The organism is Aureimonas sp. D3 (genome assembly GCF_001463805.1).
GTDB classification, from domain to species: Bacteria; Pseudomonadota; Alphaproteobacteria; order Rhizobiales; family Rhizobiaceae; genus Aureimonas; species Aureimonas ureilytica_A.
In genome coordinates this window covers 1-14,603 of the sequence record NZ_BBWM01000012.1, presented here as the reverse complement: position 1 = coordinate 14,603, position 14,603 = coordinate 1, and the positions used below count along the sequence as shown (strand labels likewise).

Here is a 14,603-nt window from a genome sequence, read left to right as displayed (position 1 = left end):
GCGGCGACAACCGCCAGCGTTTCGGCCGTGGTGGCGGGCAGGGGCGCAATGAGCAGGGTGGTGGCGAAGGGCGCGGTGCGCGCTTCGGCGGCAAGGGTGGCGAGCGTCGTGACGGCGGCTCGCGCGACCATCAGAGCCGCGACGGCGGCCGCGAGCGCGAGGAGCGCTTCGGCGGTCCGCGCGGGGGCAAGCCTCACGCCAAGCCCGAGCGCGATGCTTCGCGGAGCGTCAGTGCGGAGCAGCGCCGCCCCGACAAGCCGAAGCCGATCGATCCCGATAGCCCCTTCGCCAAGCTCGCGGCGCTGAAGGACAAGCTGAAGTAAGAAGGCCGGAGGGCATATGGCGGCAGGCGGAGAACAGCGCATCGACAAGTGGCTGTTTTTCGCGCGCGTCGTCAAATCCCGCTCTCTGGCCCAGAAACTCGCGCTATCGGGTGCGGTGCGGGTCAATCGCGAGAAGGTCGGCCATGCCGCGCGCATCGTGCGCCCCGGCGATGTCCTGACCATTTCCGTGCATGAGCGGGTTCGGGTGCTGAGGGTGCTCGATCCCGGCTTGCGCCGGGGGCCGGCCAGCGAGGCCGCCCGGCTTTTCGAAGACCTGACGCCGCCGGCCCAGCGCGGGGCCGCGCCGCTCGATCTCTCCGAACTCGACGAATCCGCGTTCGATGAGGCGGATGTCGATGAGCTGCCCGTGCGCTAGATCAAAACGTCTCGTCTCACATGGTCTGTCCGTGCGCTCGCTCCGATCCGGTGGATCGACACGTCAGCTGGAAGAACGTTCCGATTTGCGACCGCAATAAGCATTGCGATGCCCTTGCCAGTCGGGGTGTGAGGGGCTAACTCCGCAGCCAACCGGGCGCGGTCGATCCTGCGCCTTTGCGATACGCCTCGCCCCTGGGCGCGGCATCGTCGCTTTCGTCTCTTGAGAGCGTTCAGTCCGGGTCAGGCTCCCGCCGACGCGGCTTGGACGCGGAAGTTCCGGGAACATGCCATGACCTATGTCGTCACCGACAACTGCATTCGCTGCAAGTACATGGACTGCGTGGAAGTCTGTCCGGTGGACTGCTTCTACGAAGGCGAGAACATGCTGGTCATCCATCCCGACGAATGCATCGATTGCGGCGTCTGCGAACCCGAATGCCCCGCCGAGGCCATCAAGCCCGATACCGAGCCGCAGCTCGACAAGTGGCTGAAGCTGAACGCCGATTATGCCACGCAGTGGCCCAACATCACCGTGAAGCGCGATCCTCCGGCTGATGCCAAGGATATGGACGGCGTGGACGGCAAGCTGGAGAAGTTCTTCTCCACCGCCCCCGGCCAGGGCGACTGAACGCTCGCCGATCGAGACCTTCGGCCGCATGGCGGGCCGAAGCGGATGCAAGGGCGGCGGCGCGATGGGCTCGCCGCCTCGTGACGCAATGTCGGTATCATGCCGACGTGCCCTGATACTGAAATGGCAGATGGTGCTTGATCCCCGCGCCATCTCCTTCTAGCGTGGTTCTCGTTCACCTCGCTTCGCCAGCGCCGCCGGTTGAAGTGGGAGCCATGGCCGACCGTTCGATCCGGCGGCAGACCCGTTCGCCCGTCTCAACTGATTGAGCGGCTGCGGGCCCCTCTTGCAGAAAATGCAGGGGAGGGCGCGCGGCCATGCTTTGACGTGCGCATTTCAGTTGAAATTTTGAACGGAAGAAGGTATTATTTCTGCAACAGTCGAATGTCGACGTCGAGCAGACCCGCTTGGCCGAGGCTTACGGCGCTTCCGGAAGGTTTTCCCGCACGACCCGTCTTATCGATCGCCGCTTGCGTGCGGCTGTCCTTGGTGTGGTCGTGGCGGTTGGTCCACCGAGGTTCCAGACTGCCCGGCCCATTCCGGACCGGCACGCTCAGTTCGCGACCGCTCGGTCGTGCCGTGCATAGCGGCCTTCGTCGCTCTGCACAACAGGGAGTTTACCAGCGTATGAGCAATCAGAAGAAGACCTCCCAGCGTCAGGGTTTCAAGACCGGCGAAAGCATCGTCTATCCCGCGCATGGCGTGGGTCAGATCGTTGCGATCGAAGAGCAGGTGGTCGCGGGCATGAAGCTCGAACTCTTCGTGATCGACTTCGAGAAGGACAAGATGCGTCTCAAGGTGCCGGTCGCCAAGGCTGAGCAGGTTGGTATGCGCAAACTGTCCGAAACGGATTTCGTTGAGCGCGCCCTGAAGGTCGTGCAGGGCCGCGCCCGCGTGAAGCGCACCATGTGGAGCCGCCGCGCGCAGGAATATGATGCGAAGATCAACTCGGGCGATCTCATCGCCATCGCCGAGGTGGTTCGCGATCTGTACCGGGCCGACTCCCAGCCCGAGCAGTCCTATTCCGAACGCCAGCTCTATGAAGCCGCTCTCGGCCGCATGGCGCGCGAACTTGCCGCCGTGAACGAGGTCAGCGAGACCGAAGCCGTTCGCCTGATCGAGACCAACCTCAACAAGGGCCCCAAGCGCACCGCCAAGGTGCTCGAAGAGGACGAAGAGGATACCGGCGTGGACGCCGAGCAGGAAGAGGCCGCGTAATCGCCGCTCCTCTCCTCCCGATCGGACTATGCTGAAAAGCCGGCCAGTTCTCTGGCCGGCTTTCTTTATCGCGGTGAATTTGCTAGAGACAAGGACAGCGGAGTCGAGCCCTGCTCCTCCCTTTTTCCCTCGCTCTTGATCTCGAAAAAAAAGCGCTATCTCTTCCAAAAAAGTTTCCGGCTACCGGAACCTTCGTCGGAACCGCGCGTTTCACACTCAGAGAGCCCATGGGAGGAACATCCCATCTGGCTTGATGTGATTGTGTTATCGACGTTTCCGGAAGGTTCCATCATGAAGTCCCAGTCCTCGCGTCGCCACCTCATCCAAGCCGCCATGGCCGCCCCCTATCTGGCCCGGGAGGAAGAATACGAGCTGGCTGTGCGTTGGAAGGAGCATCACGATCAGGAAGCCCTTCACAAGATCACCTCCGCCCATATGCGGTTGGTGATTTCCATGGCGTCGAAGTTCCGCCATTTCGGCCTCGCCATGAACGACCTGATCCAGGAAGGCCATGTCGGCCTTTTGGAAGCGGCGGCCCGATTCGAGCCCGAGCGTGAGGTTCGTTTCTCGACTTACGCGACCTGGTGGATCCGCGCCTCGATTCAAGATTATATCCTGCGCAACTGGTCCATCGTGCGCGGCGGCACGTCCTCCGCCCAGAAGGCGCTCTTCTTCAACCTGCGCCGTTTGCGCGCCCGCCTCAGCCAAGGCAGCGAGAGCCTCTCGGGCACCGAGATGTACAAGGAAATCGCAACGGCGTTGAAAGTGTCCGAAGGCGATGTGGCCTTGATGGACTCGCGCCTGTCCGGCCCCGATTCTTCGCTCAACGCCCCGCTGATGGAAGACGAGTCCGGTTCGGCCGACCGTCAGGACTTCCTCGTCTCCAACGACCCGCTGCCGGACGAGATGGTGTCCGCCTCGATCGACGACGAGCGCCGCGTCATCTGGCTACGCTCCGCGCTGGACGTGCTCAGCGAGCGCGAGTTGAAGATCATCCGTGAGCGCCGTTTGCAGGACGATGGCGCGACGCTGGAAGCCTTGGGCTCCAAGCTCGGCATTTCGAAGGAGCGCGTGCGCCAGATCGAAACCCGCGCGCTGGAAAAGCTGCGCATCGCTCTCCTGAAGGCCAACCCGGACGAAGCGGCGTTCATCAGCTGATCGGTTCGCAAAGGCACAAACGAAAAAGGCCACCTTCGGGTGGCCTTTTTCGTTGCGGCTTCGTCGGGGAGGGAAGGGGAGATCACCCGTTCGGATGGATAGATCTATTCCGCGATGATCTTGTAGCGCTCGCCTGCGTCGATCTCGCTGTCGGGCGTCAGATCGTTCAAGAGGCGGAACATATCGACCTTGCGATCGACGCCCTGGATGCGCTCGGCCAGCGAGTCTTCCGTGTCGCCCGCCCTGGCGGTGACGATGCGGATGCGCAGGGGCTTCAGATTGTTGCGCTCGGCCGGGGACAGGAGGCGGAAGGACTGGGCGATGCTGCCCGAGATGCCGGCGAGCTTGGCCGAGGAGTCGGCCGGAAGCGCGGTCAGGAAGCGATAGACCTGCCCGCCGATGCGGATCACCGTCACGTTGAAGACATAGGAGCCGCCCGCCGCCTGCGCCGACACGGCCGGCAGGCCGTTGACCTGAATGGTGCGGATGGAGTTCCGATCGAGCCCTCCGACCCAGCCACTCTGGATATAATCGGTGAGGCTCGTGGTTTCCGGCACGGCGATGCCGTCGAAGCGCACGGCCGTATCGCCCGGCCCGGTCGCCAGAACGGCTTCCGCCGTATTGTCGATCATGAAGCCTTCGGGCGCGGTGAAGGTGATGCCGAGGCCGGGATGGTAGAAGGTGCGCCCGCGCACATAGCCTTCGGACGCCGTATCGCCAAACAGCATTCCGTCGATGCCGCTCAGATAGCGGTTGCGATCCGTCACGCCGACGCCTTCGGGCCCGAAGGCGGACGCGTGCCGGCGCGCCAGTTCCACGCGCTGCGGCGCGGCCGGGTGCGAGGCCAGGAAGTCGAGCTGCGGATTGGTCGCCTGGAACGCGTTGCGGAAATTGGAGAACGTGTCCATCGTCTTCAGGAAGCGGGCGGCAGCATAGGGGTCGTAGCCCGCGTCCCCCGTCTGCTTGATGCCCATGGCATCGGCCTGAAGCTCCTGATTGCGCGAAAAGCTGGCGAGGTTCAGCCGCCCGCGCGCCAGGGCCGCGCGCGCCGCCGTGTCGCTCGACAGGACTTCGGACACGACGCGCCCGGCGAGTTCCGCCGCTTCCTCGCGCTGCTGGCGCTCGATGCCGTGATTGGCGCGCACATGGCCCATCTCATGCGCCAGAACGGCCGCGACCTCGGCCGAATCGTTGGCGAGCGCCAGCAGACCGCGCGTCACATAGAGAAAGCCGCCCGGCAGCGCGAAGGCGTTGATATTCGGCGAGTTCAGAACCGTGATGCGATAGGCGCGGTTGGGATCTTCCGACACGGCGGCGAGCTTGCCGACGATGCCGGCCAGCATCAGCTCCAGCTTCGGGTCGGAATAGGCCCCGCCATAGGCCGCGAGAATCTTGGGATGCTGCGACTTGCCGATGGTGGATTGCGGGTCGGAGGACTGCACCGCATCGAAGGACACGGGTTGGCGGCTCTGCCCCGGCAGGTAGCCCGACTGAACGTCGGGGCTGATCGCGGCTTCCTCCAGCCCGGCGCCGAGCGTGGTACAGCCGGCGAGAAGCGCGATCGGCCATGCGACCATCGCCCCCTTGAGCGCGCGACGAACCAGCGAGCTGGTTCGTGCGACGCCGAGCGGCGAAATCTCATGCACCATGGCCGACGATTCCCTACGGTAACTTCCCTGCGAGTCCGGCTTGATCTACCCGAAACCGACCGCGCTGCGAAAGGGTTGATGCGTCACACAGAATTTCAAAACGACATCGTTTCTTCGCTTTTGGCGATGCACGGGGAAAAGGACCAAATTACGATCCCGTGACCCGAGGCGCCTGCCCGAGATAGGCGCGAAGGCGGGGATCCTGCTCATGGTCCAGGATATGCTCGACCGTTCCGGTCAGATGAATGCGCCCCACGTCCAGAAAGGCGATGCGATCGGCAAAACCGCGCGCGTCCTCCGGGTGATGCGTCACCATGACGATGGTTGGTGGCGCGGCCGCGCGCTCACGCAGGGCTGCAACCAGCGCCAGCATGTCTTGGCGCAGGGCTGGGCCGAGGGCGGCAAAAGGCTCGTCCAGAAGCAGGATCGGGCGTTCGCGCAGGAAGAGGCGCGCGAGCGCGACGCGCTGCCGCTCGCCGCCCGACATCTCCGCCGGGCGACGGTTCGCGAGGTCTTCTAGCCCAATCGCAGCGAGGGCTTCGCGGGCTTGCAGGCGGGCCGCGTGGCTGAAGCGGGCGCGCGGCTCCAGCCCGATGGCGATATTCTCCTCCGCTGTCAGATGGGCGAAGAGATTGTTGTCCTGAAACATCATGCCGATCGGCCGCGCTGCGGGCTCGGCCTTGGTATAGTCCTCACCCAGAAGCCGCAGCGTGCCCCCTTCGGGCAAGAGAAACCCGGCGACAAGATCGAGCAGCGTCGATTTGCCTGCGCCGGACGGGCCGATCAGCGCCAGCCATTCGCCCTCGGGCACATGGAGATCGAAGCGCATCTCGGCGCCTTCATAGCGATGGGTCAGGCCGGAGAGTTCGATCGCGTTCATTCCGGCACCCTTTCGCGCAAGCCCCGCCCGGCGAGAAGCTCGGCCGCGAGAATGAGAAGGAGACACAGCGCACCCAGAAGAAGCGCGAGGCCTTCCGCATCGGTCGAGCGATAGGAGCCCATGCGCTGGAGAAGCAGCGTCGGCAATGTCACGAAATCCTGGTTGCCGAACAGCGCGACCGCGCCGAGATCGCCCAGCGCCAAGGCCAGGCCGAAGGACGCCGAGAGCGCGAGCGGGCGGCCGAGCGAGGCCAGTTCCACATGGCGCAGCCGCGCCCAGCCGGATAGGCCGAGGCTGGCAGCGAGCCGCCCACCGCGCCGTGCGGCGGCCTCCGCCTCGGGCGCGAGAATGCGCGTAGCAAAGGGCAGGATCGCCATGGCGTTGGCCAGCACCGCGACGGCGGGCGCAAGGCGCGCGACATCGCCCGTCAGGCGTAATGCCAGAAACCAGCCCGCGCCGACGAGGATGGGCGGCACGACGAGGCCAAGCGCCGGCACCAGCCTGATAACGAGACGTGGCAGGCCCGTCAGGCCGGACGAGAGAACCAATGCCAGCGACAGCACAAGGCCGAGCGCGGTCGCCGCCACCGCGATGCCGAAGCTGGTCAGCGCAGCGCGATGCACCATCGGATCGGAAACGAGCTTGCCAAGATCGGCGCGCAAGCCGCTCTGGAGAATGGCCGCGAAAGGCGAGAGCAGAAACAGAAGGCCGATTGCCAGCACCAGCGCATCGAAACCGGTGCGCCAGGGCGAACGCGGATCGAACCGGCGCTGCGTCGCACCGAGGCTGAAGGCGCTGGAGGCTGCGGGAGAGCGGGCGAGAAGGGTCGGCAGCAGGAACAGGCTGACGAGCGTGATTTGCGCGAGCGTCAAGGCCAGCGCGCGATCGGGCGCGAAGTCATAGCGCAGCGACTGGTAGATCGCGACCTGAAGCGTCGTCGCGGCCGGTCCACCGCCGAGCACCAGGACCAGCGTGAAGCTCGTGAAGCACAGCATGAAGACCAGCGCCGCCGCGCCGGGCAGGACGGCGCGCAGCGCCGGCGCTTCCAACAGCCGAAACACGGCGAGCGGCGAGAGCGCCAACTGGCCGGCCAGCTTCCAGCTTTCCGCCGGCACGCTCTGAAGCCCGCCCAAGGCCACCCGCGCCACCAGCGGCATATTGAAGAAGACATGCGCGATGAGAATGCCGGTCAACCCATAGATGGATGGGCGGGGCAGGCCTAGAAACACGAAGGCGTCAGCCAGCGCGCCGTTGCGACCGAATACGGTGACGAGGCCGAGCGCCCCGACCAGCGTCGGCAGCGCCTGCGGCAGAAGAAACAGGCGCAGGACAAGGGCGCGCCCCGGCAGGCGGCTTCGATGCAGCGCCAGCGCCAGCGGAACGCCGAAGAGCAGCGACAGAAGCGTCGAGAGAAGGGCCTGAAACAGCGTGAAGCCGATGACGCCCAGAAGATAGGAATCCGCCAGGCTCGATAGTGCCGTTCCAGTGCTCTGCGAGGAGACGCCGAGCACCAGAAATGGCGCGAACAGAAAGATCAGCACCAGCGCGAGCGCCGCAAGGGCTGCGCCGCGCCGCCGCCCTTGCTCGGCTCGGGACAGAAAAAGTGCGCCGCTCGGTGTCGCGTCGCTCATGCCGGTCTCTTGCCCCGCGTGGCAACGCGAAGGAGTTCGGGCACCATCGCGCCGGCGCTCGTTCCGCTCAGCGGCCGAGCGCGCGAAGCCATTCGCTCGTCCAGGTCTCGCGCTGCGCGGCCACCGTCTCGGCATCGATCGCCAAAGGCTTGGTGGGCTGCACCAGCGTCTCGAACGCCGCCGGCAGGGGCTCGGCCGGTTTGGTGGCGGGCAGGGCCCAGTTCCCGGTCGGGATCAGCTTCTGGAAAGCCGGCGTCAGCATGAAGGCGAGAAAGCGCTGGGCGAGTTCGGGATGCTTCGACGTGCGCAGCCGCCCGGCGAGTTCGACTTGAAGATAATGCCCTTCGGAAAAGCTCGCCGCCTTATAGCGATCGGTGCCCTCCTCGATCTGATGATAGGCCGGGGACGTCGTGTAGGACAGGACGATCGGCACCTCGCCCTTGGTGAAAAGTCCATAGGCCTCGCTCCAACCGGGCGTCACCGTCAGGATGCGGCGCGAGAGCGTGCGCCATTTCTCCTCGGCCTGATCGCCATAGACGGCTTTCATCCAGAGCAGAAACCCGAGGCCGGGCGTGGAGGTGCGCGGGTCCTCGATCGCGATCTTCTGGTCGGGATCGCCGTTCACCAATTCGTCGAGGCTCGTCGGCGGCGTCTTCACGCTTTGCGTGTCATAGACGAAGGCGAGATAGGAATAGTCGAAGGGAACGAAGACATCGTCCGAAAAGCCGCCGGGAATGGCGAGCGGCGACAGATCGACATTCGACGGCGCGAACAGACCCGTCTTCTTGAATTCCGGCACGAGTTCGGCCGTGAGACCCAGCGCGACATCGGCCTGCGTCGTCTCGCCCTCGAGCTTCAGCCGGTTGAGAATGGCGACGCCATCCTCCAGCCCGACAAAGCGCAACTCGCAGCCGCACTCGGCCTCGAACGCGGTCTTCACCTTCGGCCCCGGCCCCCAATCCGGCACGAAGCTTTCATAGGTATAGACGGTGAGAACGGGCTTGGCGCCATCCTGTGCGAAGGCGCTAGACGCCGCCGACAGAGCCAGCGTGAGGCAGAGACCGGCTAAGAGCCGGGGCCAAAACCCTGCGGGTCGATCCGCCGGGTCCTTGCGCCCCCGATCATCGTTGCCGATGCTCGCCGATGCGCTGCATCGTCTGCGCTCGGCGCCTCGTCGGAAACGCAAGTCCCTCGCCGGCTTTCCGCCGCAGAGTTCTGTCCCCGGCTCTAAGAACCGGGGCCAGAGCCCTGCGGGTCGGTCCGCTTGGGCCTTCCGCTGCCGGACGTCGTTGCCGATGCTCGACCTTGCACTGCATCGGCTCCGCTCGGCGCCTAGTCCGCAACGCAAATCCCTCGCCGCTCCTCCGCCGCAAGGTTCTGTCCCCGGTTCTGAACTGAGGTGAGACATCCCGTTCTCCATAAGTTCGAACGAACGGGACGGGCTGGGGCCGTGGCCCCGGCGCTCCCCATCCCTCCGCCGGTACGAGCCGGATCAGGTTCATCGGGTTGGCGCGTCGCCTCTCAGCCCCTGGAAGGGCACCCCGTGTGAGCGCCTTTTATCTAGAGGTTGCGTAGAGAGGCGGCAAGGGAGGGCTCGATTCGTCCACTGGCATCCCGGCCGCTTGCGCCCTATGCAGACCCATATGAGTCGCTTTGCCATTCTTCTCGCCGGGCCGATCGCGCCGAACTCCGAGCTTCGCGAGGCCCTTGCGGGCCGGCGCGTCATCGCGGCCGATGGCGGCATCGAACATGCCGCCGCGCTGGGCCTCTTTCCCGAACTCTGGATCGGCGATTTCGATTCCGCTCCGTCCGAGCTGCCGTTCGCCCTACGTGGTCTTTCCATTCCCCGCGAGACCTTCCCGCGGGACAAGGACCGGACGGACGGGGAACTCGCCATCGACGCCGCCAAGGCGAGGGGAGGGCACGATCTGCTTCTGGTCGGTGCGCTGGGCGGGCGCAGCGACCACGCCTTCTCGCATCTCGTGATCGCCCTGCGCGAGGCGGAGGCCGGCCTCACCATCGAACTCTTCGACGGTATCGAGCGCGCCCTGCCGCTGCGCCCCGGCTGGCAGGACGTGCCGGCAGCCCCCGGCGCTCAGTTCTCGCTTCTGAAATTCTCCGATCTCAACGGTCTGTCGATCGAGGGCGCGCGCTTCCCGCTGACCCGCGTCGACGTGCCCTTCGCCTCGATCCTCACCCAGTCCAATGAAGCCACCGGCCCCATCCGCATCGGCCTCGAAGGAGGACGCACCATCCTTCTCCTGCAAGCCGACCCGACCCGCCGCTGAAACCACCCCGCCACCCTTGGCCAACCGCTCCCCCTCCGCTATAACGCACGCAGGGTCCCATAGCTCAGCAGGATAGAGCACCAGATTCCTAATCTGGGGGTCGTTGGTTCGAATCCAACTGGGATCACCAAGCGTCTTCATGCGCTTTGCAATCGGCCGGAGGTCGAGCCTTAGATGGCTTCTGCTTGGACGGGACGGGCGGACACTTGGGCCTCGCGGCGAAGTTTGCTGCGGATGAAATGCGTCAGGTCGCGCTCCAGCCAGCGTTGGCTGGCATGGGCAACGACAATCGACGGTGGCAAGGCAGCCACGAAGAGAAGAAGCTGCGATAAGCTTCCCGCGATGGCGAGGAGTGCTGTTCCCTTCAGACCGGCCTTGACGAGGGCCATGACCACGGGATGCCAAAGGTAGAAGCTGTAGCTGATCGTGCCGAAATACAACGCCAGCCGCGAGCGCAGAAACGTCGACTCCCATCCCACGCCTCGTACAAGTGCATCCAGAAACAAAGTGGCCGAAGCGAAAGCAATAACGACGTAGAGGATATGAGGATCGGTCATCCAGCCGACCAGAGTATAAAAGGGAGGCTGCAGAGCCTCGATGTAGTAAGTCCAGGCGGAACTCCAGCTCCACAAGAAGACGAGCAGCGCGAGAGCCGGCATCTTCTCGATCCCGGGAATGCGCAGGAAGCGCCCATATCCGGTCGCCACCAGAATTCCGCTCAAGAAAAACAGCGTCCGAGGATGCGTGTTGATGATGGGCAAGCTGAGAACCAGAAGAAGCGGGAACAGATTCATCGCCCATCTTCGACGCGCCACCAGATAGATCGAACCCAGGATGTAGAAGCAGAGCTCGTAGCTCAGTGTCCAAGCCGGGGCAAGAAACAGGGGGACGGGGATGAGATTGGGTAGGCCCGCCATGTTTGCGAGCGTATAGAGTGCCAGCGTCCAGCCTTGATAAGTGGACGGCGCTTCGCGGCCGCTGAGAAGCGATAGGGCGACAACGGTCAGAACGCCCACCCAAAGCACGGGGTAGATGCGCGTCAGCCGATCGATCAGGAAGAACCAAGGGCGACTGGCCCGCGCAAGCGTGCCAACAATGACGAAGCCGCTCAAAGCGAAGAAGAGCTCGACGCCGAAGACCAGCGGCGCAAGCCAAGACGAGAGACGTTCCGAACCGAAAAGCGGCGTCAGACCTGAATTCTGGACGTGAAACACGAAGACGAGAAAGGCAAACAAGCCTCTCGCCCCATGAAGTTCGCGGCTGAACGATGCCGCTCCGGCCGTTCCATCTTGCATAAGGAATACCTGGCCGTCAGACGTTGGACTCGATCAATTCTCCATCAAATAAACATTATATGTTTTGCTCTGCAACATAAAACCAATGCGTCTGGTTGTGAGCTGGAAGGGCGCGATTGTGGTGTCGCGATCGTTCAGTCGACTCCGACACAACGCGATCGGTCTCAACGGGACTCCAGAGGAACATCTGGGTATCTCTCTGGGGCCTTCCGGCCGATGGACGATCCTCAACCGATCAGAAAGAAGTCGTCTGCCGTGAGGGCGAGGCCGGGCTGTGTTTGGGCGAAGCGGATGGCGGCGTCGGGGCCGGTGCCGTCGGCGTCGTAGAAGAGATCGCCCGTCTTGGAATTGTAGATGATGCGGTCGGAGGCCGCGTGCGCCGTGTTGCCTGTGCCGACGTAGAAGGCGGACGGGTCGAGCGCGCCGGGGGCGGCGCCGGCCTTGCCGAAGGCTGCGAGCGAGAGGGCGATCCGGTCGTCCACCACGTTGAAATCGGTGATCACGTCGTATTCGCCCGCGCGCGGCGCGGTGGAGAAGACGAACGTGTCGCGGCCCGCGCCCCCCGTCAGGCGATCCGAACCCGCGTCGCCGGACAGCCAGTCGTCGCCCTTGCCGCCGACCAGGACATCGCGCCCGAGGCCGCCATAGAGCTTGGTCGCGCTCTCGTTGGCATAGAGGTAATTGTCGATCTCGTTGCCGGTCAGCGTCAGGCTGCCGCTGCCTTCGGCGCTGCGCAGGGTCTCGATTTCCTGGCCCGCAGCCAGTTTGTAACTCGTCGTGGTGATGACGAGATCGTTGCCGCCCTTGGCCGCCTCGATCACGATGTCCCAGGTGTTCTCGACGAAATAGACATCGTTGCCCCCGCCGCCGATCATGCGGTCGGCGCCTTTGCCACCATTCAGGATATTGTCGCCGGCATCGCCTTCCAGCGTGTCGTTGTAGTCGCTGCCGATCAGGCGTTCGATCGAGGAATAGGTGTCGCCCGCCGCGTCGCCCGTGTTCTTGGAGGGATCGAGAAGGCTCGCGGTAACGCCCTGCTGCGCGTTGGCATAGGAGGCCGTGTCCTGCCCGTCGCCGCCGATCAGCTCGTCGGCGCCCTTGCCGCCGATCAGCGTATCGGAACCCTCACCGCCGATCAGCCGGTCGCGGCCGCTCGTGCCGCGCAATGTGTCGTTTCCGGCCGTGCCGGTGACGATGTTGACGGGCTCGGGGGGAGGGGTGACGACCGCAGGCTGTTCCGCATAGGCGCGGATATAGTCGATCTTCATTTCGGCGGGCGGGGCGGAAGGATCGGCGCCATTTTCCATGGCGAGATTGGCCAGAATGAACATCGGCCCGTGCATGTCGCTCGGGGTCGCCTTGGTGCCGACGAGCTGCCCGTCGAAATAGAAGCTGATCGTGTCGGCCTGCCAGTCCATCCCGTAGGTGTGGAAGCCCGTCGTGATGCCGGCATGCTCACTATAGACCTGAAGATCGGCGTTGGGGTCGGCATGGGCGTCGGTCGTATGGAGCCAGCGATAGACGCCGTTCGGGTTGTTGCCGTAGTGCTCGACGATGTCGAGCTCTTGCCACCCGCCATTCTTGCCCTGGTTGATCTGCTGCGTCGGCAGAAGCCAGAATGCGTCCCATGCGCCCTTGGCCTCGGAGAAGTCCGCCCGCATCTCGAAATAGCCATAGGTCTGCTGAAACGAGCCGCGCGTGTGGATGAGGCCGGACTCCCAGCTTCCGGGCATTCCGTAAGGCGTGCGGTCGGGGACGGCGGTGATGGTGAGGACGCCGTCCTGCACCTTGAACGGGTCGTAGCCCGACGCGGCGTCCACGAAGGACGAGCGGCCGAAGCCGATGTCGGAATTGGCGTCGAAGCGCCATTCAGGGCGAATGTCGGCCCAGGTCGTTCCGCCACCGTTTTGCGAGATGCTGCGGCTGTCGAACTCGTCGCTGAAGGTCAGCGTATAGTTGGACAAATCTTTCATCGAGCATCTCCATCAATCTCGACGATCAGGCTCTGTGATGCGCTTTAATTTAAGCTTGCGAAAGATGCGTCAAACTTAACTGTTCGGCGTCGAAGCCTATGTTTTTTCTCAAACCGGCTGATCTACAACAACAGTCGCGAAGTCTTGTCTGAGGATATGCACGCCATGAGCGGAGGCAATTTGTGACGGCGATCAGGGAGCTATGGCGCGCATGTGGGGGGATGTCGCGGCGTCTCGGCCTTCTTGCATGGCTGCTACCAGCGCTCGGGGCCTGCGGCGACGGCAACCGCGAGGCGCGGCGCAGCCAGCTTGGCCCCGATCCGACGCTGGAGCAGCGCATGGCGATAGCCGACCCGGCTGCCGGCGCTTCGCTCTATGGCCCTTGTTCCGCCTGCCACACGATCGGACGTGGCGGGCCGGACCTGGCCGGTCCCAATCTTCACGGTGTGATGGGCGCGCCGATCGGCCATCGGCTGCAACGCTATGGCTATACGGCGGCCCTGCGCTCGGTCGGCGGCGACTGGACCGATGCGGCCATGGATGCCTGGCTCGCCAGCCCGAGCCGCTTCGCGCCGGGCACCAAGATGAACTATCCGGGCATGGCGGACCCGTTGGAGCGGGCCGATCTCATCGCCTATCTGAAGAGCCAGTCGCGCTGAGGCCGGGCGGGAACGCGGAGCCCTCAGTCCGGATGTGCCTTCCCGGCTCTCAGGCTCTTTGGTCTCAGCCCTGCCTTCCCTATCGGCGCGTCGAAAGCGGCAGGGGCGGCGGAGGCGTGGTGGAGCCCGTGCCGAGCGAGCGCTGCACCATCACGCTGTCGGCCCAGCGCCCGTAGCGATAGGCGACCGCCGGCAGATGGCCGACGCGCTGGAAGTCGAAGCTCGTATGAAGCGCCAGCGAGGCCGTGTTGTCGGAGTCGATATAGCCGATCATCTGCCGGAAGCCCGCCGCCGCGCAGGCGTCGATCAGCCCGCGCATGAGAAGCCGCCCGATGCCGCGGCCGAGCTGCTGATGATGCACATAGATCGAGTGCTTCACCGTGTAGCGATAGGCCGGGCGCTTGCGAAAGGGCACGACATAGGCATAGCCCACCACCTCGTCGGCCCTGGTCGCCACGAGATGGGGAAGCCGGCGGCTTTTGAGGTTCTTGCGGCGGTCGCGCAGGTCGTCGGGCTCCGGCGT

At 64.6% G+C, this 14,603-nt stretch carries 13 protein-coding genes, 1 tRNA gene, 1 pseudogene and 1 riboswitch; of the genes and pseudogenes, 8 read left to right on the top strand and 7 right to left on the bottom strand.

The genetic code is table 11. The features are described from left to right. From AUL36_RS24135 to AUL36_RS04275, 5 genes and pseudogenes are all read left to right on the top strand, one after another. Positions 1-323, top strand: a pseudogene (locus AUL36_RS24135) (helicase); the annotation flags it as partial. 16 nt (positions 324-339) lie between these two features. Continuing rightward, a complete protein-coding gene (locus AUL36_RS04290; protein WP_062218411.1) occupies positions 340-699 on the top strand; it encodes an RNA-binding S4 domain-containing protein in 360 nt (119 codons plus the stop codon). A gap of 291 nt (positions 700-990) precedes the next feature. Continuing rightward, positions 991-1,329 (top strand): ferredoxin FdxA, encoded by a 339-nt coding sequence (gene fdxA / locus AUL36_RS04285; protein WP_058599130.1) that lies wholly within the window; start codon positions 991-993, stop codon positions 1,327-1,329. A gap of 627 nt (positions 1,330-1,956) precedes the next feature. Beyond that, positions 1,957-2,547: a CarD family transcriptional regulator gene (locus AUL36_RS04280; RefSeq protein WP_058599129.1), complete on the top strand. Its 591-nt coding sequence runs from the start codon at positions 1,957-1,959 to the stop codon at positions 2,545-2,547. Between the two features lie 291 nt (positions 2,548-2,838). Then, positions 2,839-3,705, top strand: coding sequence for an RNA polymerase factor sigma-32 (locus AUL36_RS04275; protein WP_058599128.1), 867 nt, complete (start codon positions 2,839-2,841; stop codon positions 3,703-3,705). Positions 3,706-3,809: 104 nt separating this feature from the next. Here AUL36_RS04275 and AUL36_RS04270 read toward each other — a convergent pair whose 3' ends face one another. From AUL36_RS04270 to thiB, 4 genes are all read right to left on the bottom strand, one after another. Next, a complete protein-coding gene (locus tag AUL36_RS04270; protein ID WP_062218413.1) occupies positions 3,810-5,282 on the bottom strand; it encodes a M48 family metalloprotease in 1,473 nt (490 codons plus the stop codon). Positions 5,283-5,502: 220 nt separating this feature from the next. Next, entirely contained in the window at positions 5,503-6,234 is a 732-nt protein-coding gene (locus AUL36_RS04265; protein WP_062218410.1) for a thiamine ABC transporter ATP-binding protein, read from the bottom strand. After that, positions 6,231-7,865 carry an ABC transporter permease subunit gene (locus AUL36_RS04260; protein WP_062218409.1) on the bottom strand — a complete coding sequence of 545 codons (1,635 nt, stop codon included), beginning with the start codon at positions 7,863-7,865 and terminating at the stop codon, positions 6,231-6,233. The genes AUL36_RS04265 and AUL36_RS04260 overlap by 4 nt, the downstream gene beginning before the upstream one ends. A 67-nt stretch (positions 7,866-7,932) precedes the next feature. Next, positions 7,933-8,913 carry a thiamine ABC transporter substrate binding subunit gene (gene thiB / locus AUL36_RS04255; protein ID WP_058599141.1) on the bottom strand — a complete coding sequence of 327 codons (981 nt, stop codon included), beginning with the start codon at positions 8,911-8,913 and terminating at the stop codon, positions 7,933-7,935. Positions 8,914-9,317: 404 nt separating this feature from the next. After that, positions 9,318-9,419, bottom strand: a riboswitch (TPP riboswitch). An 89-nt stretch (positions 9,420-9,508) separates the two neighbouring features. On the opposite strand from thiB, the gene AUL36_RS04250 reads away from it, so the two are divergent. Together AUL36_RS04250 and AUL36_RS04245 are read left to right on the top strand one after the other, a co-directional pair. Further along, positions 9,509-10,153 carry a thiamine diphosphokinase gene (locus AUL36_RS04250; RefSeq protein ID WP_062218408.1) on the top strand — a complete coding sequence of 215 codons (645 nt, stop codon included), beginning with the start codon at positions 9,509-9,511 and terminating at the stop codon, positions 10,151-10,153. A gap of 53 nt (positions 10,154-10,206) precedes the next feature. Further along, positions 10,207-10,283: transfer RNA gene (locus tag AUL36_RS04245), tRNA-Arg, on the top strand. A 40-nt stretch (positions 10,284-10,323) separates the two neighbouring features. Here the strand turns inward: AUL36_RS04245 and AUL36_RS04240 are convergent. Continuing rightward, positions 10,324-11,448: an acyltransferase family protein gene (locus tag AUL36_RS04240; RefSeq protein WP_082655541.1), complete on the bottom strand. Its 1,125-nt coding sequence runs from the start codon at positions 11,446-11,448 to the stop codon at positions 10,324-10,326. A 227-nt stretch (positions 11,449-11,675) separates the two neighbouring features. Next, positions 11,676-13,421 (bottom strand): family 16 glycosylhydrolase, encoded by a 1,746-nt coding sequence (locus tag AUL36_RS23645; RefSeq protein ID WP_062218405.1) that lies wholly within the window; start codon positions 13,419-13,421, stop codon positions 11,676-11,678. 221 nt (positions 13,422-13,642) lie between these two features. On the opposite strand from AUL36_RS23645, the gene AUL36_RS04230 reads away from it, so the two are divergent. Further along, on the top strand, positions 13,643-14,080 hold the full coding sequence (locus AUL36_RS04230; protein ID WP_058599080.1) for a c-type cytochrome: 438 nt from the start codon (positions 13,643-13,645) through the stop codon (positions 14,078-14,080). A 79-nt stretch (positions 14,081-14,159) separates the two neighbouring features. On the opposite strand, the gene AUL36_RS04225 is transcribed toward AUL36_RS04230, so the two are convergent. Further along, the coding region (locus AUL36_RS04225) for a GNAT family N-acetyltransferase (RefSeq protein WP_062218403.1) at positions 14,160-14,603 on the bottom strand (444 nt) is incomplete at its 5' end.

Bases quoted from the DNA above. Each gene is read 5' to 3' on its own strand.
- AUL36_RS04290 (WP_062218411.1), top strand. From the start codon at position 340: ATGGCGGCAGGCGGAGAACAGCGCATCGACAAGTGGCTGTTTTTCGCG.
- fdxA (WP_058599130.1), top strand. From the start codon at position 991: ATGACCTATGTCGTCACCGACAACTGCATTCGCTGCAAGTACATGGAC.
- AUL36_RS04280 (WP_058599129.1), top strand. From the start codon at position 1,957: ATGAGCAATCAGAAGAAGACCTCCCAGCGTCAGGGTTTCAAGACCGGC.
- AUL36_RS04275 (WP_058599128.1), top strand. From the start codon at position 2,839: ATGAAGTCCCAGTCCTCGCGTCGCCACCTCATCCAAGCCGCCATGGCC.
- AUL36_RS04270 (WP_062218413.1), bottom strand. From the start codon at position 5,282: ATGGTCGCATGGCCGATCGCGCTTCTCGCCGGCTGTACCACGCTCGGC.
- AUL36_RS04265 (WP_062218410.1), bottom strand. From the start codon at position 6,234: ATGAACGCGATCGAACTCTCCGGCCTGACCCATCGCTATGAAGGCGCC.
- AUL36_RS04260 (WP_062218409.1), bottom strand. From the start codon at position 7,865: ATGAGCGACGCGACACCGAGCGGCGCACTTTTTCTGTCCCGAGCCGAG.
- AUL36_RS04250 (WP_062218408.1), top strand. From the start codon at position 9,509: ATGAGTCGCTTTGCCATTCTTCTCGCCGGGCCGATCGCGCCGAACTCC.
- AUL36_RS04240 (WP_082655541.1), bottom strand. From the start codon at position 11,448: ATGCAAGATGGAACGGCCGGAGCGGCATCGTTCAGCCGCGAACTTCAT.
- AUL36_RS23645 (WP_062218405.1), bottom strand. From the start codon at position 13,421: ATGAAAGATTTGTCCAACTATACGCTGACCTTCAGCGACGAGTTCGAC.
- AUL36_RS04230 (WP_058599080.1), top strand. From the start codon at position 13,643: ATGTCGCGGCGTCTCGGCCTTCTTGCATGGCTGCTACCAGCGCTCGGG.